Annotated in this window: 17 protein-coding genes and 1 pseudogene; 5 read left to right on the top strand and 13 right to left on the bottom strand. The window is 73.1% G+C overall.

Features of this window, described 5'->3' with window-relative positions; translation table 11 throughout:
* Nucleotides 1–60 precede the first annotated feature (60 nt).
* From ACZ51D_RS20300 to ACZ51D_RS20290, 3 genes are all read right to left on the bottom strand, one after another.
* A complete protein-coding gene (locus ACZ51D_RS20300) occupies nucleotides 61–459 on the bottom strand; it encodes a hypothetical protein (RefSeq protein WP_465618826.1) in 399 nt (132 codons plus the stop codon).
* 442 nt (nucleotides 460–901) lie between these two features.
* Nucleotides 902–1,903, bottom strand: a complete 1,002-nt coding sequence (locus ACZ51D_RS20295) for an ArsR/SmtB family transcription factor (RefSeq protein WP_465618825.1) — start codon at nucleotides 1,901–1,903, stop codon at nucleotides 902–904.
* A 227-nt stretch (nucleotides 1,904–2,130) separates the two neighbouring features.
* Complete coding sequence (locus ACZ51D_RS20290; protein WP_465618824.1) at nucleotides 2,131–2,808, bottom strand: helix-turn-helix domain-containing protein; 678 nt, start codon at nucleotides 2,806–2,808, stop codon at nucleotides 2,131–2,133.
* 165 nt (nucleotides 2,809–2,973) lie between these two features.
* Between ACZ51D_RS20290 and ACZ51D_RS20285 the strand changes: the two genes are divergently transcribed.
* The gene (locus tag ACZ51D_RS20285; protein ID WP_465663130.1) at nucleotides 2,974–4,410 is read left to right on the top strand and encodes an aminopeptidase P family protein; all 1,437 of its coding nucleotides are present in this window, start codon (nucleotides 2,974–2,976) and stop codon (nucleotides 4,408–4,410) included.
* Between the two features lie 68 nt (nucleotides 4,411–4,478).
* Here the strand turns inward: ACZ51D_RS20285 and ACZ51D_RS20280 are convergent, their stop codons facing one another.
* From ACZ51D_RS20280 to paaK, 7 genes are all read right to left on the bottom strand, one after another.
* Nucleotides 4,479–4,637, bottom strand: coding sequence for a hypothetical protein (locus ACZ51D_RS20280; RefSeq protein ID WP_465618822.1), 159 nt, complete (start codon nucleotides 4,635–4,637; stop codon nucleotides 4,479–4,481).
* Nucleotides 4,604–5,041, bottom strand: a complete 438-nt coding sequence (locus ACZ51D_RS20275; protein ID WP_360504004.1) for a GNAT family N-acetyltransferase — start codon at nucleotides 5,039–5,041, stop codon at nucleotides 4,604–4,606. Before ACZ51D_RS20275 ends, ACZ51D_RS20280 begins: the two co-directional genes overlap by 34 nt.
* 114 nt (nucleotides 5,042–5,155) lie before the next feature.
* The gene (locus ACZ51D_RS20270) at nucleotides 5,156–5,827 is read right to left on the bottom strand and encodes a class I SAM-dependent methyltransferase (protein ID WP_465663128.1); all 672 of its coding nucleotides are present in this window, start codon (nucleotides 5,825–5,827) and stop codon (nucleotides 5,156–5,158) included.
* Between the two features lie 89 nt (nucleotides 5,828–5,916).
* Entirely contained in the window at nucleotides 5,917–7,185 is a 1,269-nt protein-coding gene (locus ACZ51D_RS20265; protein ID WP_465619224.1) for a sugar ABC transporter permease, read from the bottom strand.
* 71 nt (nucleotides 7,186–7,256) lie between these two features.
* The gene (locus tag ACZ51D_RS20260) at nucleotides 7,257–8,036 is read right to left on the bottom strand and encodes an ATP-binding cassette domain-containing protein (protein WP_396287959.1); all 780 of its coding nucleotides are present in this window, start codon (nucleotides 8,034–8,036) and stop codon (nucleotides 7,257–7,259) included.
* Between the two features lie 67 nt (nucleotides 8,037–8,103).
* Nucleotides 8,104–9,222 carry a sugar ABC transporter substrate-binding protein gene (locus tag ACZ51D_RS20255; protein WP_465618819.1) on the bottom strand — a complete coding sequence of 373 codons (1,119 nt, stop codon included), beginning with the start codon at nucleotides 9,220–9,222 and terminating at the stop codon, nucleotides 8,104–8,106.
* Between the two features lie 257 nt (nucleotides 9,223–9,479).
* Nucleotides 9,480–10,814 (bottom strand): phenylacetate--CoA ligase PaaK, encoded by a 1,335-nt coding sequence (gene paaK / locus ACZ51D_RS20250; protein WP_465618817.1) that lies wholly within the window; start codon nucleotides 10,812–10,814, stop codon nucleotides 9,480–9,482.
* A gap of 287 nt (nucleotides 10,815–11,101) precedes the next feature.
* Between paaK and ACZ51D_RS20245 the strand changes: the two genes are divergently transcribed.
* The 3 genes from ACZ51D_RS20245 to ACZ51D_RS20235 all read left to right on the top strand — a co-directional run bounded on the left by ACZ51D_RS20245 (nucleotide 11,102) and on the right by ACZ51D_RS20235 (nucleotide 14,623).
* Nucleotides 11,102–12,715, top strand: a complete 1,614-nt coding sequence (locus tag ACZ51D_RS20245) for a hypothetical protein (RefSeq protein WP_465663126.1) — start codon at nucleotides 11,102–11,104, stop codon at nucleotides 12,713–12,715.
* Between the two features lie 34 nt (nucleotides 12,716–12,749).
* Nucleotides 12,750–13,103: a hypothetical protein gene (locus tag ACZ51D_RS20240; RefSeq protein ID WP_465663124.1), complete on the top strand. Its 354-nt coding sequence runs from the start codon at nucleotides 12,750–12,752 to the stop codon at nucleotides 13,101–13,103.
* A 356-nt stretch (nucleotides 13,104–13,459) separates the two neighbouring features.
* Nucleotides 13,460–14,623 (top strand): ROK family protein, encoded by a 1,164-nt coding sequence (locus tag ACZ51D_RS20235; protein WP_465663122.1) that lies wholly within the window; start codon nucleotides 13,460–13,462, stop codon nucleotides 14,621–14,623.
* A 133-nt stretch (nucleotides 14,624–14,756) separates the two neighbouring features.
* Here ACZ51D_RS20235 and ACZ51D_RS20230 read toward each other — a convergent pair whose 3' ends face one another.
* A complete protein-coding gene (locus tag ACZ51D_RS20230) occupies nucleotides 14,757–15,530 on the bottom strand; it encodes a GntR family transcriptional regulator (protein WP_360503988.1) in 774 nt (257 codons plus the stop codon).
* Nucleotides 15,531–15,851: 321 nt separating this feature from the next.
* Between ACZ51D_RS20230 and ACZ51D_RS20225 the strand changes: the two genes are divergently transcribed.
* On the top strand, nucleotides 15,852–16,655 hold the full coding sequence (locus tag ACZ51D_RS20225; RefSeq protein ID WP_465618807.1) for an exodeoxyribonuclease III: 804 nt from the start codon (nucleotides 15,852–15,854) through the stop codon (nucleotides 16,653–16,655).
* On the opposite strand, the gene ACZ51D_RS20220 is transcribed toward ACZ51D_RS20225, so the two are convergent.
* Together ACZ51D_RS20220 and ACZ51D_RS20215 are read right to left on the bottom strand one after the other, a co-directional pair.
* Nucleotides 16,643–16,834 (bottom strand): hypothetical protein, encoded by a 192-nt coding sequence (locus tag ACZ51D_RS20220; RefSeq protein ID WP_465618805.1) that lies wholly within the window; start codon nucleotides 16,832–16,834, stop codon nucleotides 16,643–16,645. The genes ACZ51D_RS20225 and ACZ51D_RS20220 overlap by 13 nt on opposite strands.
* A gap of 51 nt (nucleotides 16,835–16,885) precedes the next feature.
* Nucleotides 16,886–20,323 (bottom strand): annotated as a pseudogene (locus ACZ51D_RS20215) (type I polyketide synthase); the annotation flags it as partial.
* Nucleotides 20,324–20,360: the final 37 nt, after the last annotated feature.

Raw genomic sequence — 20,360 nt, 5'->3', positions numbered from 1 at the left:
CATTATTCCGACGGGCATTTCCGCAGGCCGGGCCGGGGCTTCAGCGGGCCTCAGCGGGCCTCAGCGGGCCTCCGCGACCCTGAACGTGCCGGAGTTCCAGTGGAGGCCGGCCGGGCCGCCGGTGGGCCAGTCGTGCTCCAGGCGGCGGCGGTCACGGCCGAGGGCGCCCAGGTCGTGCGGGCGCAGGGTGCCGGATACCAGGCCGGTGGCCTCGGCGGTGGTGAGCGGCATGACCGTCACGTACTGGGCGTCGTCCCCGCCCATCCAGTCGACGGACTCGGTGAAGATCCAGACGAACCGCTGCGAGCAGGCCCGGCAGCGCCGGACGTCGACCGAGAAGTGCGAGCCGTCCACCACCTCGCTCTCCTGCTCGAACCCTTCCCGCTGCCCCCGCCACACGGCTTGCGCGTCCTCGCCGTAACAGGTCGCGCAGCCGAACTCCATCATCGGCCTTCTCATCGGTCGACTCCTTGTTCCGCCTGTTCCGCGAACGTCCCGTCGCGGCCCATGATGCCCGGACCGGCGGCGGACGGCAGTGGTTCGCCGATCATCGCCCGGCGCCGGTCCCGGATTTCCCCGGGGGCGGCCGACGGACCGGCCACCGGATCGTGTCAGCCGGAGCCGCGTCCCGCAAGAGCACTCATGGCCCGTACGCAGGCCTGACGCCCCGCCGGGCCCGCCGCGCACACCGGGGCACCGGACGCCGAAAGCACCGCGCCGTCGCGCACAGCAAGCCCGATGAGGCTGGTCGGACGCGAATCCCGGCGGAGGAACAATTCACCGACCATTTCCTCACCGTTCACATACGGGGGAAGGAAGGCGAGGAGAGGCGAGGCGATTGATGCCCGGCAAGTCTCCCGTCTCTCCTACCGGGCCACCGTGCGGGTGCCCGGCCGTGCGGTCAGGCGGCGGGGGCCGGGGGTGCCGGGTTGTCGACCAGGAGGTCGTGGCCGACATCGGTCAGGGTGTGGCGGACCTGTTTGCCCTGGCGCTGGGTGACGATCAGGCCGGCTCCGCGCAGGGCGGCGGCGTGCGCGGAGGCGGAGGGCGGGGTGACGCCGAGCTGGTGGGCGAGTTCGGTGGTGGAGCAGGGGCTGCCCGCGATGGCGCGCAGGACGCGGGCCCGGGCGGGGCCGAGGACGGCGGCGAGGCCGTCGGCGGTCGGCGGACGGGACGGCGGCTCGGCGGTCGGGGCGCCGACCGGGTGAAGCAGCACGCTCTGGCGGTTCTGGTCGGCCAGCAGGCCGATGCCGTGCTGGAGGAAGTAGTTGGGTCGCAGTTCCAGGCCCCGGCCGCCCAGTTCGAAGGTGCCGTCCAGATCGGCGACGGTGCACTCCAGCACTCCCTCGTCCCGCCAGACCGCGTTCGGGTGCAGCGAGTCGAGCATCGCGCCGATCCCGGAACGACCGGTGGTACGGGTGTGGGCGGCGATGTCGGCTTCCAGGACGCGGCGGATCTCGGGCCAGTCCGGGGCGAGGCAGGAGCGGAACAGTGCCCAGGCACCGTCGCTGACCTCGCGCAGGCCCCGGGTGCCGTCGTCGCGCAACCGGGCGAGGGCGGTGGGGAGTTCGGTTTCGCTGCCGAACATCGCGAGGTCCTGCTCGACGGCCTGTTGCGGTACGGCGAGGATCGCGTCGAGCTCGTCGGTCAGCTGCCGGCGCACGGCGTCGAGGTCCGCTGCCATGAAGCTGGGAACGCCGATCGCGCTCGCGTTGACGAGGTCGAGGAAGCGCCCGGCCCGGTGCGGCACATGGCGGCGGACCCCCCGCCACCAGCGTTCGCTGCGCAGCCCGACGCAGTCGTGCACGCCGAGGCGCGCGGCTCCGGTCATCAGGTGGTCGAGCGGTGAGATGACGAACCGGGTCTTCGCGAGGTCCGCGACCCCGAATCTCAGTGTGATCACGAACCCTCCCCCGGCTCTTGCAACCACTGTGACCTGGCCCGTTCTTGACCATTAGGCCCAGAGGCTAATGCATGGCCGCCCGCCCGCCGCGCTTGGCATGCTCTCCCGGGTCGGCACGGATCGGCGCGGCGGAGTCCCGCTCCGGCCCCCACCACGAGGGGAGTGGGGGCCGGGGCACCTCGTTCGGTATTCCGAACAATACGGCTCGGGTAGCGACCCGCAGCCGATCAGTGCCGGTGCCCGAGCGAGGGCCCGGACGCCGGCCCGGACGCCGATCCCAGCGCGGGCCGCGACACGGACTGCAGGGCCGGCTCGTCCGCCGCGTCGGCGAGGTGCAGCCGCTGCTCCGCGCGGTACTGCAGCAGGAGCACCGAGCGGACCGGCTCGCCGCCCACGGCGGTGTAGGAGTGCGGCAGCGTGGCGTCGAAGCCGACGTAGTCGCCGGGGCCGAGTTCGACCTCGCGGCGGCCCGCCCGGACCCGCAGCCGGCCGGCCTGGACGATGGTGTGCTCGGTACCGATGTGGCCGCCGGAGATCTGGGTGCCGTCGGTGCGTACCTGCTGGTCGTAGACCTCGAACACCACGTCCCCGGCTTCGATCCGGCGCAGCGGGCGCAGGTCGACGCCCCGGCCGCTCAGCACCTCGGCGTCGGCCGCCCGCACCACGGTCACCTCGTCGGCGGGCCGCGCCTCCACCAGGTCGGAGATCGGCACGCCGAGCTCCCGGGATAGTCCGAGCACGGTCTCCAGGGTGGGGTTGCCGGCCCCGGACTCCAGCTGGGAGAGCGTGGCCTTGCCGATTCCGGCCCGCCGGGACAGCTCGGACAGGGAGAGCCCGCGCTGCGCCCGCACCCGCTTCAGGTTGGCGGCGAGGACGCCCCGGACGGATTCCTCGGCGTCGTTCACGCTCGACCTCTTCTCTCCCGGCACTTGTTCGATATACCGTACGGGACGCATGCCGACGGACGAGGCAGCGTAGCGAAGCACGTCGCATCCACCACCCCTCCGCCGCCTTCCACCGCCGCCCACCACTCCTCCACCGCCGTCCACCACCCTCGCCAGGAGACCGTAGTGACCGAGCCCGCCGACACCATCAAGTACCGGAAGAACGGCCTCACGCGCGGCGTCACGGACGAACTCGCCGAGAACATGAAGCAGGGCTGGGCCGACACCGAGCGCACCGCCCTGGAGCCGGTCCCGCAGGCGGTGCACACCGCGCGCCGCCGCGCCGAGCTGTCCGCCGCCTTCCCCGGCGAGCTGCTGGTGGTCCCGTCCGGCAACCCCAAGGTACGGGCCAACGACACCGACTACCCGTTCCGCCCGTCCTCCGACTACGCCTACCTGACCGGCGACCGGTCCCAGGACGCGGTGCTGGTGCTGGAGCCCACCGGTGAGAGCGGGCACACCGCCGTCCTCTACCTGCGCAACCGCTCGGAGGTCGACAACGGCGAGTTCTGGCTGGACACCCACGGCGAGCTGTGGGACGGCCGCCGCAACAGCCTGACCGAGAGCGAGCAGCTGCTCGGCCTGCCCTGCCGGGACGTGCGCGCGGTGCACGCCGACCTGCGCGCGGCGACCGGCCCGGTGCGCGTGCTGCGCCGCCACGACGCGGGCGTGGAGGCGGCCCTGGCGGGCCGGGCGGTCGCCGCGCGGGACGAGGAGTTCGAGGTCTTCCTGTCCGGACTGCGCCTGGTGAAGGACGAGTTCGAGATCGCCGAGCTGCGCTTCGCCTGCGCGGCCACCGCCCGCGGCTTCGAGGACGTGGTGCGCGTCCTCGGCACCGACACCGAGACGGCGGAGCGGCTGATCGAGGGCACCTTCTTCGTCCGGGCCCGGGTCGAGGGCAACGACGTCGGGTACGGCACCATCGCCGCGTCCGGCCCGCACGCCACCACCATGCACTGGGTGCGCAACGACGGCCACGCCAAGCCCGGCGACCTCCTGCTGCTCGACGCGGGCGTGGAGACCAACCACCTGTACACCGCCGACATCACCCGCACCCTGCCGGTCAGCGGCCGCTTCACCGACCTGCAGCGCAAGGTCTACGACGCCGTGTTCGCGGCGCAGGAGGCCGGCATCGCCGCGGTGAAGCCGGGCGCGGACTTCCGCGACTTCCACCGCGCCGCCCAGCGCGAGCTCGCCGAACACCTCACCTCCTGGGGCCTGTTCGGCGACCTGACCGCCGACAAGGTGTACGAGCTGGGCCTGCACCGCCGCTTCACCCTGGCCGGCACCGGCCACATGCTGGGCATCGACGTGCACGACTGCGCCCACTCCCTCACCGAGGTCCACGTGGACGGCCCGCTGAAGCCGGGCATGGTGCTGACCGTCGAGCCGGGCATCTACTTCCAGCAGAACGACCTGACGGTGCCGGAGGAGTACCGCGGCATCGGCGTGCGGATCGAGGACGACATCCTGGTCACCGAGGACGGCAACGAGAACCTCTCCACCGCCCTCCCCCGCCGCGCCGACGAGGTCGAGGCCTGGCTGGCCGCCCTGCGCGGCTGAGACAACCTGCGCGCAGCCGAAAGCGCAGCGCGGCACCCGGGGAACCCGCCCCGGGTGCCGCGCACCGGTCACTTCAGCTTGCCCAGCGCCGTGCCCACCCGGGCCACCGCCTCCACGACCTCCTTGGACTGGCGGGCGGTGAAGCAGAGCCGGTAGAACCCCGGGGCGGGGTTGTGCGTGACGCCGGACCGGGTCAGGCCTCCAGCGGCTTGACCCAGCGGCTCCACTGCGGCTCGGGCCGGTAGCCGGCGGCCTGCCAGGTGCGGTGGCCGAGGGCGTTGTCGTCCAGCACCATGGCGTCGATCCGGCGGCCGCCGAGCGCGACGAAGCGCTCCTCGGCGGCGGCCAGCAGGGCCGCGCCGATGCCCCGGCGGCGGTGCTCGGGGTCGACGGCGAGGCGGTACAGGTGGCAGCGCCAGCCGTCCCAGCCGGCGATCACGGTGCCGAGGAGGGTCGCCGGGTCGTCGGCGGGGGTGGCGACGATCAGGCACGCGGGGTCGCGGGCGAGCAGCGCGGCCACGCCCGCCTCGTCGTCCGTGATGCTGGTGCCCTTGGCGGCTCGGGCCCAGAGGGCGAGCAGGGCGGGGATCTCGTCGGGGGCGGCGGGGCGCAGGGCGATCTGGTCGGTCATGCGGGCCTGTCTAGCAGCCGTTCCCGCCGCTGCGCCGGGAATTCCGCGGGCCGGACGCGCCGGGGAAGGGCCGGGGAAGGGCCGCCCCCGCCGGAGGTACCGTCAGCCGAGCCGTCAGCCGAGCCGCCACACCGTGGTGGTCTTGACGGCGGTGTCCTCCAGGTCCGCGACCACCGGCACCTGGTACGCCGCCACCGCCGTGAACCGCTCCCGCGGCAGGTAGGCACGGCCGGGGTCGCCGACGATGACGGTGGCGCCGCGCGCGGCGGCCCGTTCCAGGAAGGGCAGGAAGCGGGCGGCCATGGCCCGTTCGTAGAAGACGTCGCCCGCGAGCACCACCTCGGCGGGGGCGCCGTCCCCGTCCACCAGGTCCACCAGGGCGCCGTCCACCCGTACCCCGTTGGCCTCGGCGTTGAGGCCGATCGCGGCCACCGCGTAGGCGTCGATCTCGGCGGCGCGCACCGAGGTCGCGCCGCGCAGCGCGGCGGCCACCCCGACCAGTCCGGACCCGGCGGCGACGTCCAGCACCGTTCGGCCCGCCACCAGGTCGGGGTGGTCCAACACGTAGCGGGTGACGGCCACGCCGCCCGCCCAGGCGAAGGCCCAGAACGGCGGCGGCAGTCCGGCCTGCCCGCGCGCCCGCTCGGTGGTCTCCCAGAGGGCGATGGCGTCCTCGGCCATGTGCAGGCTGATCTCGGGCACGAAGGGGACGGGTTTCAGCTCGGTCTCGCGCCGGATGAAGGCGAGGTCTTCGGCCGGCTGAAGAGTACGCAGCTCACTCGGCATGTCCGCAGCATAGAGCCCGCGCGGGGGTGCTCACGCCCGCGCGGGCCCCGAACCGCCCGCGGGGGGTGCTGACGCCGCCGCGACGGTGCTCACGCCCGGCCGGCGGCCTTCTGGGTACGCCGGGCCAGCGAGTCGACCACGACGGCGGCCAGCAGCACCGCACCGGTGATCATGAACTGGATGGCGTTGCTCAGGCCCTGGATGTTCATCCCGGACTGGATCGAAGCGATCACCAGCGCGCCGAGCAGCGCGGACCAGGTCTTGCCGCGCCCGCCGAACAGGCTGGTGCCGCCGATGACGGCGGCCGCGATGGCGTTCATCAGCAGGTTGCCGCCGCCGGAGGTCTGGCTGGCTGACTGGATCTGCGCGGCCAGGAACAGGCCGCCGACCGCCGCCATCGTGGAGCAGATGGTGAACACGGTGATCCGGATCCAGGACACGTTGATGCCCGCGCGCCGGGCGCCCTCGATGTTGCCGCCGAGCGCGAACACCTGGCGGCCGTAGGAGGTGCGGCGCAGAGCGAAGTCCAGCACCACGATGAAGATCAGGAAGATCAGCAGCGCGAGCGGCAACCCCTTGTACTGGTTGAGCGTGTAGGCGGCGAGGAAGCCGACGATCGCCAGCAGGACGGTCCTGAGCACGATGTCGGTCATCGGGCGGGACGGGACGCCCGCGGCCTGGCGCCGGCGGGCGTCGAACAGCGAGGCGCCCAGGAACAGCAGGACGCCGATCGCCGCCGTGCCGTAGGCGGCGATCTCCTGGCCGTAGATGGTGCTGTAGAGCCGGGAGACGATGTCCGTGCCGGGGAGGTTGACGGTGCCGGTGCTGCCGAGGATCTGCAGCATCAGGCCGTTCCAGCCGAGGTTGCCCGCGAGGGTGACCACGAAGGCCGGGACACCGACCTTGGCGAAGAAGACGCCCTGGATGCACCCGACCACCGCGCCGCCGACGAGGGCGGTGAGCAGCGCGAGGTACTGGTTGACGCCGTCCGTGACGCTCAGGACGGCGTAGATCGCCGCGCACAGTCCGCTGACCGAGCCGACCGACAGGTCGATCTCGCCGAGCAGCAGGACGAAGACCACGCCGATCGCGATCATGCCGGTGCCGACGATCTGCTGCGACAGGTTGGAAAGGTTCTGGGCGGACAGGAAGCTGCTGTTCAGACTTCCGAACACGGCCCAGATCACGATCAGGGCCAGCACCACCGGCACCGAGCCGAGTTCACCACTGCTCAGGCGGCGGCGGAACTCGCCGAGGTAGCCCTTGACGCCCTCCTGGCGCACGATCAGCCGGGGGTCGACCGCGGGGGTGGCTTGGGCCGCCACCGGCACCGGCGCGTTGACGCCGCCCGTGGGCATGCTGTCCTCGGGCAGCGGGACGTGGTGGCGTTCGGGCTCGCCGCCCGGGGGGCTCCCGGGAATGTTCTCGCTCACTCGGAACCCTCCTGGCCACGGGCCTTCCGGCGGGTCACGGCGTTGTCCGTGGCTCCGGTGATGGCCGAGATGATCTCTTCCTGGTTGGTGTAGTGCTTGTCGAAGACGCCGTTGTTGCGGCCGAGGCGCAGCACCGCGACGGTGTCCGCAACGGCCATCACGTCCGCCATGTTGTGGCTGATCAGGATCACGCCGTGGTCCTGCTCGCGCAGCCGCTCGACCAGGTCGAGCACCTGGGCGGTCTGCTCGACGCCGAGGGCGGCGGTGGGTTCGTCCAGCATCACGACCTTGGGCGAGCCGATCAGCGCGCGGGCGATCGCCACCACCTGGCGCTGGCCGCCGGAGAGCGAGGCGACCGGGATCCGCACGCTGGGGATGCGGATGGAGAGGGTGTCCAGCAGCGTCTGGGAGCGCTTCTCCATCGCGACCTCGTCGAGGACGGTGAAGCGCCGGATCTCGCGGCCGAGGAAGAGGTTCCCGACCACGTCGAGGTTGTCGCAGAGCGCGAGGTCCTGGTAGACCGTCGCGATGCCCAACTGCTGGGCGTCCTGCGGCCGGTGGATGGTCACCGGCCTACCCTGCCACTCGATGACGCCCTCGTCGGGCTGGTGTACCCCGGCGATCGCTTTGACCAGGGTGGACTTGCCGGCGCCGTTGTCGCCGACCAGGGCCACCACCTCGCCGGCGTGCACCTCCAGTTCGATGTCGGTGAGCGCCTGGACGGCGCCGAACCGTTTGGAGACCCCGCGCAGGGCCAGTACGGTCTCACCTGCCACAGTGACCAACTCCCTTGCCCCGCCTCCGTCGTGGAGGCGGGGCGCACTCGTGTCGGGTGTCGCGGGACTACTGGAGGCCGGCGGCCTGGCAGGCGGCGGCGTAGTCCGGCGTGCAGATCTGGGCGACGGTGTAGAGGCCGTCCTGGACCACGGTGGTCTTGATGTTGTCCTTGTTGACGACGATCGGGGTGATCAGGTTGGCCAGCACCTTGTTGTTGCTGCCGTTGGTCGCCGTCGTGGGCACGAGGCTGGGTGCGGGGGTCATCCCGGCAGCCATGGCGATGGCCATCTCGGCCGCGGCGTCGGTCTCCGGCTTGAACGGCTTGTAGATCGTCATGGTCTGGGTGCCGGCCACGATCCGCTGGATGGCGTCGAGTTGGGCGTCCTGACCGGTGAGCGGAGTGTTGATCCCGGCCGCCTTCTGCGCGGTGGCGATACCGGCGGCCATGCCGTCGTTGGCGGAGTAGATGCCGACCACGTTGGCCGGGCCGATCGCGGTGATGCCCGCCGCGGCCTCCTGGTTGGCCAGGTTCGGGTCCCACTGCGGGGTGTCGTACTCCTTGCCGATCTTCAGCTTGCCGTCGATCGCGCTGTGCGCGCCGGCCTTGAAGTCGGCCGCGTTGGGGTCGGTCGGCGAGCCGTTGATCATGATGATCTGGCCGGCGTTGGCCTTGCCGCCCACCGCCGCCACCAGGGCCTGGCCCTGCAGCTGGCCGACCTTGTGGTTGTCGAAGGAGACGTACGCGTCGACCGGGCCCTGGGCCAGGCGGTCGTAGGCGAGCACCTTGACGCCCGCATCGTGGGCCTTCTGGACCGAGGACTGGATCGACTTGGAGTCCACCGCGTCCAGGATCAGCACCTTGTCGCCCTTGGTGAGGGCGGTGTCCACCTGGGTCTGCTGGGTGGTCGCGTCCTGGTTGGCGTTGTAGTAGTCGATCTGTGCTTCCGGCGCCAGCTCCTTGATCTTCTGCTCGATCAGCGGGCGGTCGAACTGCTCGTAGCGGGTGGTCTTGGTCTCCGGCAGCAGCAGGCCGATCCGGACGGCGCCCACGGAGGCGCTGCCGCTCGCAGCCGCGCCGCTTGTGGTGCCGCCGGAGGACTGTTTGGCGCTGCCGCAGGCCGCGGCGCCCAGGCCGAGGGAAACCGCTGCGGTGACCGCGAGGACGCGGCGAAGCCCGATGCTCATGAGGATGCCTCTCCGGTTGGGTCCTCCCCCTTCTCCTCTCCGAGTCTGGGAAGCATCGGCCCCGCCCACGATTCCGGTGAGCCGAACGGGTATCCGGGGAGGCGGCTGGACTCGCCCCCGATCAAGCGTCTACATTTCTGTAGACGTCGGAGGCGCACGGCATCACCCCCCGGACAGCCGTGCGCCTCCGACCTCCTCCTTCAGCACTGCCGGTCAGTGCTGCCGGTCAGCACTGCCACGCGTTCAGCCGGGCGCGTTCACCCGCGTGCGTCCACCACCCGCTTGATCTTCCCGACCGAGCGCTCCAGGGTGTACGGCTCGACCACCTCGACCGCGACCGTGACGCCGACCCCGTCCTTCACCGCGCGCACGATCGCCTCCCGCGCCGCGTCCCGCTGCTCGGCGGGCGCATCCGGCCGGGCCTCGACCCGGACGGTCATCCGGTCCAGCCGCCCCTCGCGGGTGAGCCGCAGTTGGAAGTGCGGCGCAACGCCCGGGGTACGCAGCAGGATCTCCTCGATCTGGGTCGGGAAGACGTTCACCCCGCGCAGGATGATCATGTCGTCGCTGCGCCCGGTGACCTTCTCCATCCGCCGGAAGGCCGGGCGCGCGGTGCCGGGCAGCAGGCGGCTGAGGTCGCGGGTGCGGTAGCGGATGACGGGCAGCGCCTCCTTGGTGAGCGAGGTGAAGACCAGTTCACCGCCCTCGCCCTCGGGCAGCACCTCGTCGGTGAACGGGTCGACGACCTCCGGGTAGAAGTGGTCCTCCCAGATGTGCAGCCCGTCCTTGGTCTCCACGCACTCCTGCGCGATGCCCGGGCCGACCACCTCGGAGAGGCCGTAGATGTCGACGGCGTGCAGGTCGAGCCGCTCCTCGATCTCGCGCCGCATCTCCTCCGTCCAGGGCTCGGCGCCGAAGATGCCCACCTTGAGCGAGGTGGCGCGCGGGTCGATGCCCTGCTTCTCGAACTCGTCGAGCAGGGTGAGCAGGTAGGACGGGGTGACCATGATGATGTCGGGCTCGAAGTCGCGGATCAGCTGCACCTGCCGGGCCGTCATGCCGCCGGAGGCCGGGATCACGGTGCAGCCGGCCCGCTCGGCGCCGTAGTGGGCCCCGAGGCCGCCGGTGAACAGGCCGTAGCCGTAGGCGATGTGCACCTTGTGGCCCGGCCTGCCGCCGGCCGCGCGGATCGAGCGGGCGACCACGTCGGCCCACATGGAGAGGTCGTTCTCGGTGTAGCCGACCACGGTCGGCAGGCCGGTGGTGCCGCTGGAGGCGTGGATCCGGCGGACCTGGTCCATCGGGACGGCGAACATGCCGAAGGGGTAGCCCTCGCGCAGGTCGGCCTTGGTGGTGAAGGGGAAACGGGCGAGGTCCGCCAGGGTGCGGCAGTCCTCGGGGCGGACGCCGGCCGCGTCGAACTTGCGGCGGTAGAGCTCCACGTTGTCGTACGCGTGCCGCAGGGTGGCCCGCAGCCGGGTGAGCTGGAGGGCGCGCAGCTCGTCCACACCCAGGCGTTCGCCGGCGTCCAGGAGGTCGGGTGGGACCGGTTCCCCGAGGTGTCGGCGCGGGACGGGTGCGGTGCCGGTCATCGTCGCTCCTTCGCTGGTCGGCCGATCCGGAGCAACCTACCGATCGTTCGGTCAGGCACGCTCAGGCCCAGTAATCCAGTACCCGAACCGACTGTCAAGGGATCGCGCCGGACTCCCGGAATGGGAGGTTCCAGCACCTTTGGGTCGACTTGACGCCGACCTCGGCCACCCGCTTGGCTGTCCGATATGAAAATCATTACAGAATCTTGACCCGCAGGCGGGCTCCCCCACCCCACCAGCATGGTTCAGTAGTGCGGTTTCTCCCCCGCACCCCGGAAGTGATCACCGTGCCCCCCACTCCTGCCCTGGTCAGCGCGCTGCGCGAGCTCGGCGACCGGCCCGCCGTCGTCGCCGACGGGCGCGCGATCAGCGGCATCGGCCTGCTGCTCGGCGTCTCCCCGCCGGGCGGCCTGCCGCGGGCCCTCGCCGAACGCGTCGCCCAACACGCCGCACTGGCACCCACCGCCGCCCGCGCCGCCGAACAGCGGCTGCGGTACTGGGCCGGCGTCCTCGGCCCGCCGCCGATCCGCCACACCGTGCTGCACCCCGTCACCGACCTCGCCGTCGAACTCGCCCTCGCCACCCTGCTCGCCGGCGGCACCGTCCACTGCGGCGACCCCGACCAGCAGCCCGACGAGCAGCTCGCCGCCATCGCCGTCAACCGCACCACCCACCTCAGCCTGCCCTCCGCCCTGCTCTGGCGCCTCAGCCGACAGCCCGGGCCCGGCGGGCCCGGCCCCGGCACGCACGACGTCGGCCCGCGGGACCTCGACGCGCACAACCCCGCCGCCCATGACCTCGGCTCGCTGCGGCTCGTCCTGCACGTCGGCCCCGAGCCCCGCCAGGAGGACGTGTACGCCGCCGTCGACGCGCTCGGCGCCGTCCTCGCCCACGTCCGCGCCCCCGACAGCAACACCGAGGCCGCCGACCGCCGACTGCGCGCCGCCACCGAAGCCGCCACCGCCGCCGCCTGGAAGCACAGCATCGGCGTCACCGCCGAGCAGATACGCGACTTCGGCGCCCACCTCGACCAGGCCGTACTCTCCTCCCTGCTGCTCACCCTCCAGCAGAGCGGAGTCCTCACCGACCCCGAGCGCGGCTACCCCGAAGCCGAGGTACTGGCCACCGCCATGGTCACCCCCGCCCAACGCCCCCGCGTCACCCGCTGGCTGGACGCGCTCGCCCGGCACGGCCTGATCACCCGGCACGACGGCGGCGCGCAAGGCGCGATCTTCCACGGCGGGCCCGAACTCGACGCCGCCGAGGTCCGGGAGTCCTGGCGACCGGTCATCGAGGCCTGGGCCGACGGACTCGGGCCGGCCGCCGCCCTGGACCGGGTACGGCGCGGCGCGCTGCGGCTCCCCCGGCTGATCACCGGCGAGGCGACGCCCCATCCGGCTGCCACCCCGGTCCGCTGGGCCACCGCCCGCGGCTACCTCGGCACCGCCCTCGGCACCCTGGTCCGCGGCACCGCCGAGACCCACGACGGGCAGGCGCCGCTGCGCGTCCTCGAACTCGACCTCGACCTCGACGGCGCCGACACCGCGGTCGCCCGGGCCCTCGCCACCCGGCCCCGCCCCAACGCCGACCACCACGTCACCCCGGACGGCGGCCGCTACGACATCGTCGTCGCCACCGCGACCCGGCGGCCGGAGGACGAGATCCCGGCACTGGTCCGGCTGCTCGCCCCCGGCGGCCGGCTCCTGCTACTCGCACCCACCGCCGAACAGCTCGACCTGCTGATCACCGGCGACGCCCGGGGCCGCCTCACCGCTCACCCGGCGGAGCACTGGCAGGCCGCCCTCGCGGCGGCGGGCTGCCCGACCGTCCACACGCTGCCGGAGGACGGACACCCGATGGGGCTGCTGGGACAGCGGCTGTTCGCGGCCCGGGTGGACTGAGCCGAGGGGTCGCGGCGCCGATACGATCGGGGCCATGCCTCGGACCTCCCGCACCGCAGACCCGATCGCGTCACCCGGTTCAATCGCATCGATCGCGTCGATCGCGTCGCACGCATCGGCCCAGTCGCTCGGGTCACTCGCGTCGCTCGCGTCGCTCGGTTCGATCCTCTCGATCGGGTCCGTCGGATCCTTCCTCTCGATCGGCTCGGTGGGCTCGTTCCTGTCCATCGGCTCGATCGGGTCCTTCGGATCCGTCGGCTCGATCGGCTCGTTCGCGTCCGTGGGCTCGATCGGGTCCGCGATGTCCGCCTTCTCCGTGGGCTCCTGGCGCAGCGTGAGCGCGCTCGGCCGGGCCCGCTCCCGCCGGTCCACCCCGTCCTGTCGGTGACCCGGCCCGTCCCACCACCCCGGGGGGCGAACCATCCGTGGCCATCCCTGGCCATGCCTAGCCGTCCACGACCGTCCATGACTGCCCACGACCGCCCATGGCCGTGCGGTGAAGCCCGGTCAGCCACCGCCACCCGATCCGTACCATTTCGATACCGAAGCCTGGGTGAGCTGCGAGGATCCTCGCCGCCCGGGCCGCTGCCCGGGTAGGCTCCGCTTGTCCTCCGGCCCTCGCGCAGGCGGCCCCCTGCCGCCGTGCCGCGTTCCGGGGGCGCACTCCCCGCGGGCCATTCGGTGGGCACCGCGCACTCGACATCGCGCGCCAGGGCAGTCGCGCGAACGGCGAAGGGCATCGCATTGGCGGATCGGCTCACCGGAGGAGACTCCTCGCTGCTGCGGCGGATCAACGCGGCGGTCACGCTCCGGGCGCTGCGCAACGGCCACTCCGTGACCCTCACTCAGCTCGTCGGCGAGACCGGCCTCTCCCGGCCGACCGTCGAGGGCGTGATCGAGGGTCTGGTCGAGACCGGGCTGGTCGCCGAGGTCGAGCAGCCGAGGGAGGACGGCCAGTCGGGCACCGGCCGCCGCGGCCGCCCGGCCCGCTGGTTCCGCTTCCGCGCCGAGGCCGGGCACATCCTCGGCATCGAGATCGGCGTGCACGACATCCGGGTCATCCTGGCCGACCTCACCGGCGAGGTGCTGGGCAGTCACTTCAAGCCGGTCGACGAGACCCTGGAGGCCGAGGACCGGCTCACCGCCCTCCGCACCGCCGTCGCCGAGGTGCTGCGCAAGGCCGGCGTCTCCCGCGACAACCTGTGGGCCGTCGGCATCGGCACCCCCGGCATCGTCGACCGCGACGGCACCATCCGGCTCGGCACCGCGATGCCCGGCTGGACCGGCCTCGACCTCGGCACCCGCCTGCGGCGCTCCTTCCGCTGCCCCGTCCTGATCGAGAACGACGCCAACCTCGCCGCCATCGCCGAGCACTGGCAGGGCGCGGCCCTCGGCGCCGACGACGTCGTCTTCGTGATGGCGGGCCTCAGCCCGGGCGCCGGCTCCCTCATCAACGGCAAGCTGCACCGCGGCTACGGCGGCGCGGCCGGCGAGATCGGCGCCCTGCACCTGCTCGGCCAGGAGGTCACCCCCGAGCGCCTGCTGTCCACCACCGGCAAACCGCTCAACCCCCTGGACGAGGCCGCCGTCGCCCGCGTCCTGCGGCTGGCACGGGAGGGCGACGAGGTCGCGAAGGTCGCCATGGACCGCTTCCTCACCCGCCTCGTCCAGGGCGTCGCCGCGCTCGTCCTCGCCATCGACCCCCAGCTGGTGGTCATCGGCGGCTGGGCGGCCGGCCTCGACGGCGTCCTGGACCCCCTGCGCGAGCGCCTCGCCCAGTTCACGCTGCGCGCCCCCGAGGTCGCCCTGGCGGCCCTCGGCTCGGAGGTCGTGGCGATGGGCGCCCTTCGCGTCGCCCTCGACCACGTCGAGGAGCAACTCTTCGCGGTGGACCCGCCGCGGGCCTGACGCCGGTCGAGGCGTGGTGCCTGCTCCCGGTCTCGTCACCCAACGGCAAAGGCCCGGACGCCAGTTGGCGCCCGGGCCTCGACCTGAGGGTTTCCGGAAATGGTTCAGAAGGCGGTGCTTCAGGACGCGTGCTTCAGGAAGCGGTGCGGACCTCGGTGGTCGCGGCGACCGGGGTGACCTCGACCAGTCCGGTCTCGCCGAAGGTCAGCTTGCAGGTGTCCGCCCGGTAGGTGGAGACGGCCACCGCGACGAGGCGGCCGGCCGAGGCGTACTGGGTGGTCATGACCAGGACCGGGGTGCCGGGCGGACGCTCCAGGAGGGCGGCCTCCTCGGCCTCTGCGACACCGAGCTCGACCGAGCGCGACTCGCCGTCGACCTCCAGGCGCTCCAGCTGGCGCAGCACCGAGCGGGCACGGTCGCCCTCGGCGCGGAAGCCCGGCAGGTGCGGCAGGGCGGCGGCCGGCACGTGCAGCGACTCGCCGGCCATCGCGCGGCCCTCCACCATGCGGACCCGGCGGACGGTGTGCACGGTGGCGCCCTCGGCGATGCCGAGGCTCTTGGCCAGCTGCGCGGTCGCGGGGGCGGTGGTGCAGTCGACCGTCCGCCAGGACTGGCTGCGGCCGGCGCCGGGCCAGCCCTCCTCCTGCCGGTTGACCGGGACGCCGACCCGCGGGGCGGCGATCAGGGTGCCGATGCCCCGGCGGCGGACCAGGCGGCCCTCCAGCTCCAGCTGGTCGAGCGCCTGGCGCAGCGTCGCCCGCGCCACACCGAAGCGGGCGGAGAGCTCGCGCTCGTTGGGCAGGACCTGACCGATGGAGAACTCCGAGTCGATGGCCCGCAGCAGCACCGTACGCAGGTGCCAGTACTTCGGCTCCGGCACCGAGGAAAGCTGTCCTGTCGTCCCCACCGCGTCCTCCACCTGTGTACCTGTCCGCCCTGCGACAACGAGGGCGGATGCCGGGCCCACTGTCCGCTGTCGCGGCAGGTGGGAGAGCGGGCTTTTATCCGTCCTTCTTTATTAAAGGTCCTTGCAGTAAGCGACCCTAGGTGCTCCGTCCGGAGATGGTCAAGACCAATGGCGCGGCTCGACGCGACTGTCACACATATTCATGCCGCGTTCACGACAGCTCCTGTCAGTCGCTGCCGGAATCCGGCGGGCCCGGCCTGCCCGGCCGCCCGCAGCGCGTCACGGCACCGGTCGGCTACGGCGAGTCGGTAGGCTGCCCGGGTGATCGTGGTGACAAGTGTGAATGTGAACGGAATCCGGGCGGCGGCCAAGAAGGGCTTCGTCGAGTGGCTGGCCGGCACCGAGGCGGACGTGATCTGCCTGCAGGAGGTGCGCTCCGAACCCGAGCAGCTCCCCGTCGAACTCCGCGACCTGGACGGCTGGCACGCGGTCTGGGCCCCCTCCGTCGCCAAGGGCCGCGCCGGTGTCGCCATCCTGTCCCGGAAGGAACCGCAGCGCACCACGATCGGATTCGGGTCGGAGGAATTCGACAATTCGGGCAGGTATGTGGAAATCGACCTTCCCGGCCTGACCGTCGCCAGCCTCTACCTCCCCTCCGGCGAGGTCGGCACCGAGCGCCAGGACGAGAAAGAACGCTTCATGGCGGAATTCCTCGTCCACCTCACCGCCCTGCGCACCCGCGCCGCCGCCGACGGCCGCGAGGTCGTCGTCTGCGGCGACTGGAACATCGCCCACCGCCCCGAGGACCTCAAGAACTGGAAGGCCAACCAGAAGTCCGCCGGCTTCCTCCCCGAAGAGCGCGCCTGGCTGTCCCGCGTCTACGACGAGGCCGGCTACATCGACGTCGTCCGCGCCCTCCACCCCGACCGCACCGGCCCCTACTCCTGGTGGTCCTACCGCGGCCGCGCCTTCGACAACGACTCCGGCTGGCGGATCGACCTGATTTGTACGACGGAGGGTATCGCCCGCCGTTGCACGGAGGCATACGTCGAGCGCCCGGCCTCCCATGCGGAGCGCTGGTCCGACCACGCCCCCGTCACAGCGGTCTTCGATCACGAGCTCTGACTCGGTGACCCGGCGCCGCCGAGCGCCGGGGGCGCCCGGCAGTACGGCAGTTCGGCGTCGGCAGCCGGCGAGTCCTTCTCCTGCACCCGGAGTTCGAGTTCGTCGGTGACCCGCTCGGGTTCGTCGCAGTGGCCGCGGGCCAGGGGAGGAGTAGGACGGCGGTGGGGCGCCCGGTGCAACGGATGCACCGGTCGCCCCGGGTGGTTCCGTTCGCGGAGCGGAGCGGTCGGTCAGGCGAGGCTGTCGTCGATGAAGGCGAACAGTTCCTCGTCGGAGGCGGCCCCGAGGGCGTCGACAGCGGTCAGGTCGACGGCGGTGCCCTCACCGGCGGTGGTGGGTGACGGGCTGTCGGCCCAGTGGGCGGCCAGCGCCTGCAGCCGCATCTGCACCCGGGCGCGGGTCACGCCGTCCGGCGCGGCCGCCGCCATCGCGGCCTCCAGCCGGTCGATCCCGGCCAGCACGTCGGCGCCCGCGCCGCTGCCGTCCGGGGCGAGCTCCTGGCGGATGTGCGCGGCGAGCGCGGCCGGCGTCGGCCGGTCGTAGACCACCGAGGCCGGCAGGACCAGTCCGGTGGCCTCGGCGAGGCTGTTGCGCATGTTCACCGCCGTCAGCGAGTCCAGCCCGAGGTCGCGGAACGCCTGGCCGGGATCGACCTCCTCCGGGCCGGGGTAGCCGAGCACGGCGGCCACCTCGGCCCGCACCAGTGCCAGCACGGCGCCCTCCCGTTCGGCCTCCGGGAGGAGGGCCAGCCGGGCCGCCAGCGTCGGGCCCTCCTCGGCCTGGTCATGCGCCGGCGCCACGGCCCGGGCCGGGGGCAGGGCGTCCTGCCGCCGGAACCAGGCGGCCAGCGCGGGCAGCGCCGCACCGAACGACTGCTCGCCGTCGACGCCGACGAGGGCCGTCAGGGTGGCCAGGTCCTCCTGCTCGACGGCGGCCCGGAACGCGGCGTCCACCCCCGCGCCGCTCGGCCCGTCCTCGGGCGCGGTCTCCGGCCAGTACCGGCGGCGCTGGAACGGGTAGGTCGGCAGCTCGACATGGTGCGCGCCGGTCCCCGCGAAGTACGCCGGCCAGTCCACCGACGCGCCGCGCACCTGGGCCGCACCGAGCGCGGCGGCCAGCGCCTGCGGCTCGGCCCGGCCGGCGCGCAGCGCGGGGACGAAGGCAGCCTCGGCATCCACGGCGTCCGGGCCCAGCGCCGACAGGACGGCGTCCGGGCCGAGCTCCAGGAAGGTGCGCACCCCCTCCGCGGCCAGCGTGCCGAGAGCGTCGGCGAAGCGGACGGCCTCGCGGACGTGGCGGACCCAGTACTCGGGGGTGCAGACCTCGTCCGCCTCGGCCGTCCGGCCGGTGAGGGTGGAGACGATCGGGATCCGCGGCGCCCGGTACGTCAGACTCTCCGCGACCTTGCGGAAGTCCGCCAGCATGCCGGCGATCAGCGGCGAGTGGAACGCGTGGCTGACGGTGAGCCGCTTGGTCCGGCGGCCCTGCGCGGTCCAGTCGGCGGCGGCCTCCAGCACCGCCTGCTCCTCGCCGGAGAGCACCACCGAGCGGGGGCCGTTGACGGCGGCGATGCCCACCTCGTGCTCGCGCCCGATCAGCAGCGGCAGCACCTCGCCCTCGGCGGCCTCGACGGCGACCATCGCGCCGCCGCTCGGCAGTGCCTGCATCAGCCGGCCGCGGGCCGCGACCAGCCTGGCCGCGTCGGGGAGCGAGAGCACCCCGGCGACGTGCGCGGCGGCGAGCTCGCCGATGGAGTGGCCGGCGAGCAGGTCGGGGCGCAGCCCCCACGACTCCAGCAGGCGGAACAGCGCCACCTCCAGGGCGAACAGCGCGGGCTGGGCGTACGCCGTCCCGTCGATCAGGGCCGGGTCGGCGATCGCCTCGCGCAGCGGACGGTCCAGCAGCGGGTCGAGTTCGGCACAGACCGCGTCGAACGCCTCCCGGTACACCGGGTACGCCGCGTACAGCTCCTCGCCCATGCCGGCCCGCTGACTGCCCTGGCCGGTGAACAGGAAGGCGAGCCGGCCCTCGGTGACCGTGCCGCGGACGAGGGCCGCGTCGGCGGTGCCCTCGACGAGGGCGTCCAGGCCGCGCAGCAGCTCGTCGCGGTCGGCGGCGATCACCACGGCCCGGCGGTCGAGTGCCGCCCGGCCGGTGGCGAGCGAGTAGGAGAGGTGGTGCGGCGCCCGGGTGCCGGCGGGGCCGGTGAGGTGGTCGCGCAGCTGGGCGGCGCGGGCGCGCAGCGCGGCCTCGTTCTTGCCGGAGAGCAGCCAGGGCAGCGGCCCCGCCGGGGCGGTGGGCTCCGGCGGGGCCGGGTCTTCGGCGGGGGCCTGCTCCAGGACGGCGTGCGCGTTGGTGCCGCTGATACCGAAGGAGGAGACCGCGGCGCGGCGCGGTCGCCCGGTCTCCGGCCAGGGCCGGTGCTCCGTCAGCAGCTCGACGGCACCGGCCGTCCAGTCGACGTGCGGCGACGGCTCGTCCACGTGCAGGGTCCGGGGCAGGACGCCGTGCTCCATCGCCAGCACCATCTTGATGACGCCCGCGACGCCCGCGGCGGCCTGGGTGTGGCCGATGTTCGACTTCACCGAGCCCAGGTAGGCGGGCCGCTCCGCGGGGCGGCCCCGGCCGTAGGCGGCGATCAGTGCCTGTGCCTCGATCGGGTCGCCGAGGGTGGTGCCGGTGCCGTGGCCCTCGATGGCGTCGATCTGGTCGGGCGTCAGCCGGGCGGCGGCCAGGGCCTGCTGGATGACTCGGCGCTGCGAGGGCCCGTTGGGGGCGGTCAGGCCGTTGGACGCGCCGTCCTGGTTCACCGCACTGCCCGGGACGAGGGCGAGCACCCGGTGCCCGTTGCGGCGGGCGTCGGAGAGCCGCTCGACCAGCAGCAGGCCGACGCCCTCGGCCATGTTGGTGCCGTCCGCCGCAGCGGCGAAGGACTTGCAGCGCCCGTCGGCGGCGAGACCCCGCTGGCGGCTGAACTCGATCAGCGTGCCGGGGTTGGGCATCACGGTGATGCCGCCGGCGACGGCGAGCGTGCACTCGCCGGCCCGCAGGGCCTGCGCCGCCAGGTGCAGGGCCACCAGCGAGGAGGAGCAGGCGGTGTCGACGGTGACCGCCGGGCCCTCCAGGCCGAAGGCGTAGGAGAGCCGGCCGGACATCACGCTGGCGGTGTTGCCGGTGCCGAGGTGGCCCTCGAAGCTCTCCGCGGCCCGCATCAGCACCGGCACGTAGTCCTGGCCGTTGGTGCCGACGAACACGCCGGTGCGGGTGCCGCCGAGGGAGTGCGGGTCGATGCCGGCCCGTTCGAAGACCTCCCAGGTGGTCTCCAGCAGCAGGCGCTGCTGCGGGTCCATGGCGAGCGCCTCGCGCGGGGAGATGCCGAACAGGGCCGCGTCGAAGCTCCCGGCGTCGGCCAGGAACCCGCCCTCGCGGGTGTAGGCGGTGCCCTCCGCGTCGGGGTCGGGGCTGTACAGGGCGTCGAGGTCCCAGCCGCGGTCGGTGGGGAAGCCGGCGATCGCGTCGTCGCCGGCGCAGACCAGCCGCCAGAGGTCCTCGGGCGAGTCGACGCCGCCCGGGAAGCGGCAGCTCATCCCGACGATCGCGATCGGCTCGCGGGCCTGCTCGTCGAGGTCGCGCAGCCTGGTGTGGGCTTCGTCGAGGTCCTTCAGGACGCGCTTGAGGTAGTCGCGGAGCTTGTCTTCATTGGCC

Source organism: Kitasatospora sp. NPDC033851, assembly GCF_055576085.1.
The sequence above is the reverse complement of the archived record's forward strand: the minus strand, read 5'-3'. Positions and strand labels throughout refer to the sequence as shown.

Coding starts and splice junctions, on each gene's coding strand:
- ACZ51D_RS20265 (WP_465619224.1), bottom strand. CDS start 7,185: ATGCCCACGGGCGGCGTCAACGCGCCGGTGCCGGTGGCGGCCCAAGCC.
- ACZ51D_RS20255 (WP_465618819.1), bottom strand. CDS start 9,222: ATGAGCATCGGGCTTCGCCGCGTCCTCGCGGTCACCGCAGCGGTTTCC.
- paaK (WP_465618817.1), bottom strand. CDS start 10,814: ATGACCGGCACCGCACCCGTCCCGCGCCGACACCTCGGGGAACCGGTC.
- ACZ51D_RS20300 (WP_465618826.1), bottom strand. CDS start 459: ATGAGAAGGCCGATGATGGAGTTCGGCTGCGCGACCTGTTACGGCGAG.
- ACZ51D_RS20240 (WP_465663124.1), top strand. CDS start 12,750: ATGCCTCGGACCTCCCGCACCGCAGACCCGATCGCGTCACCCGGTTCA.
- ACZ51D_RS20270 (WP_465663128.1), bottom strand. CDS start 5,827: ATGCCGAGTGAGCTGCGTACTCTTCAGCCGGCCGAAGACCTCGCCTTC.
- ACZ51D_RS20275 (WP_360504004.1), bottom strand. CDS start 5,041: ATGACCGACCAGATCGCCCTGCGCCCCGCCGCCCCCGACGAGATCCCC.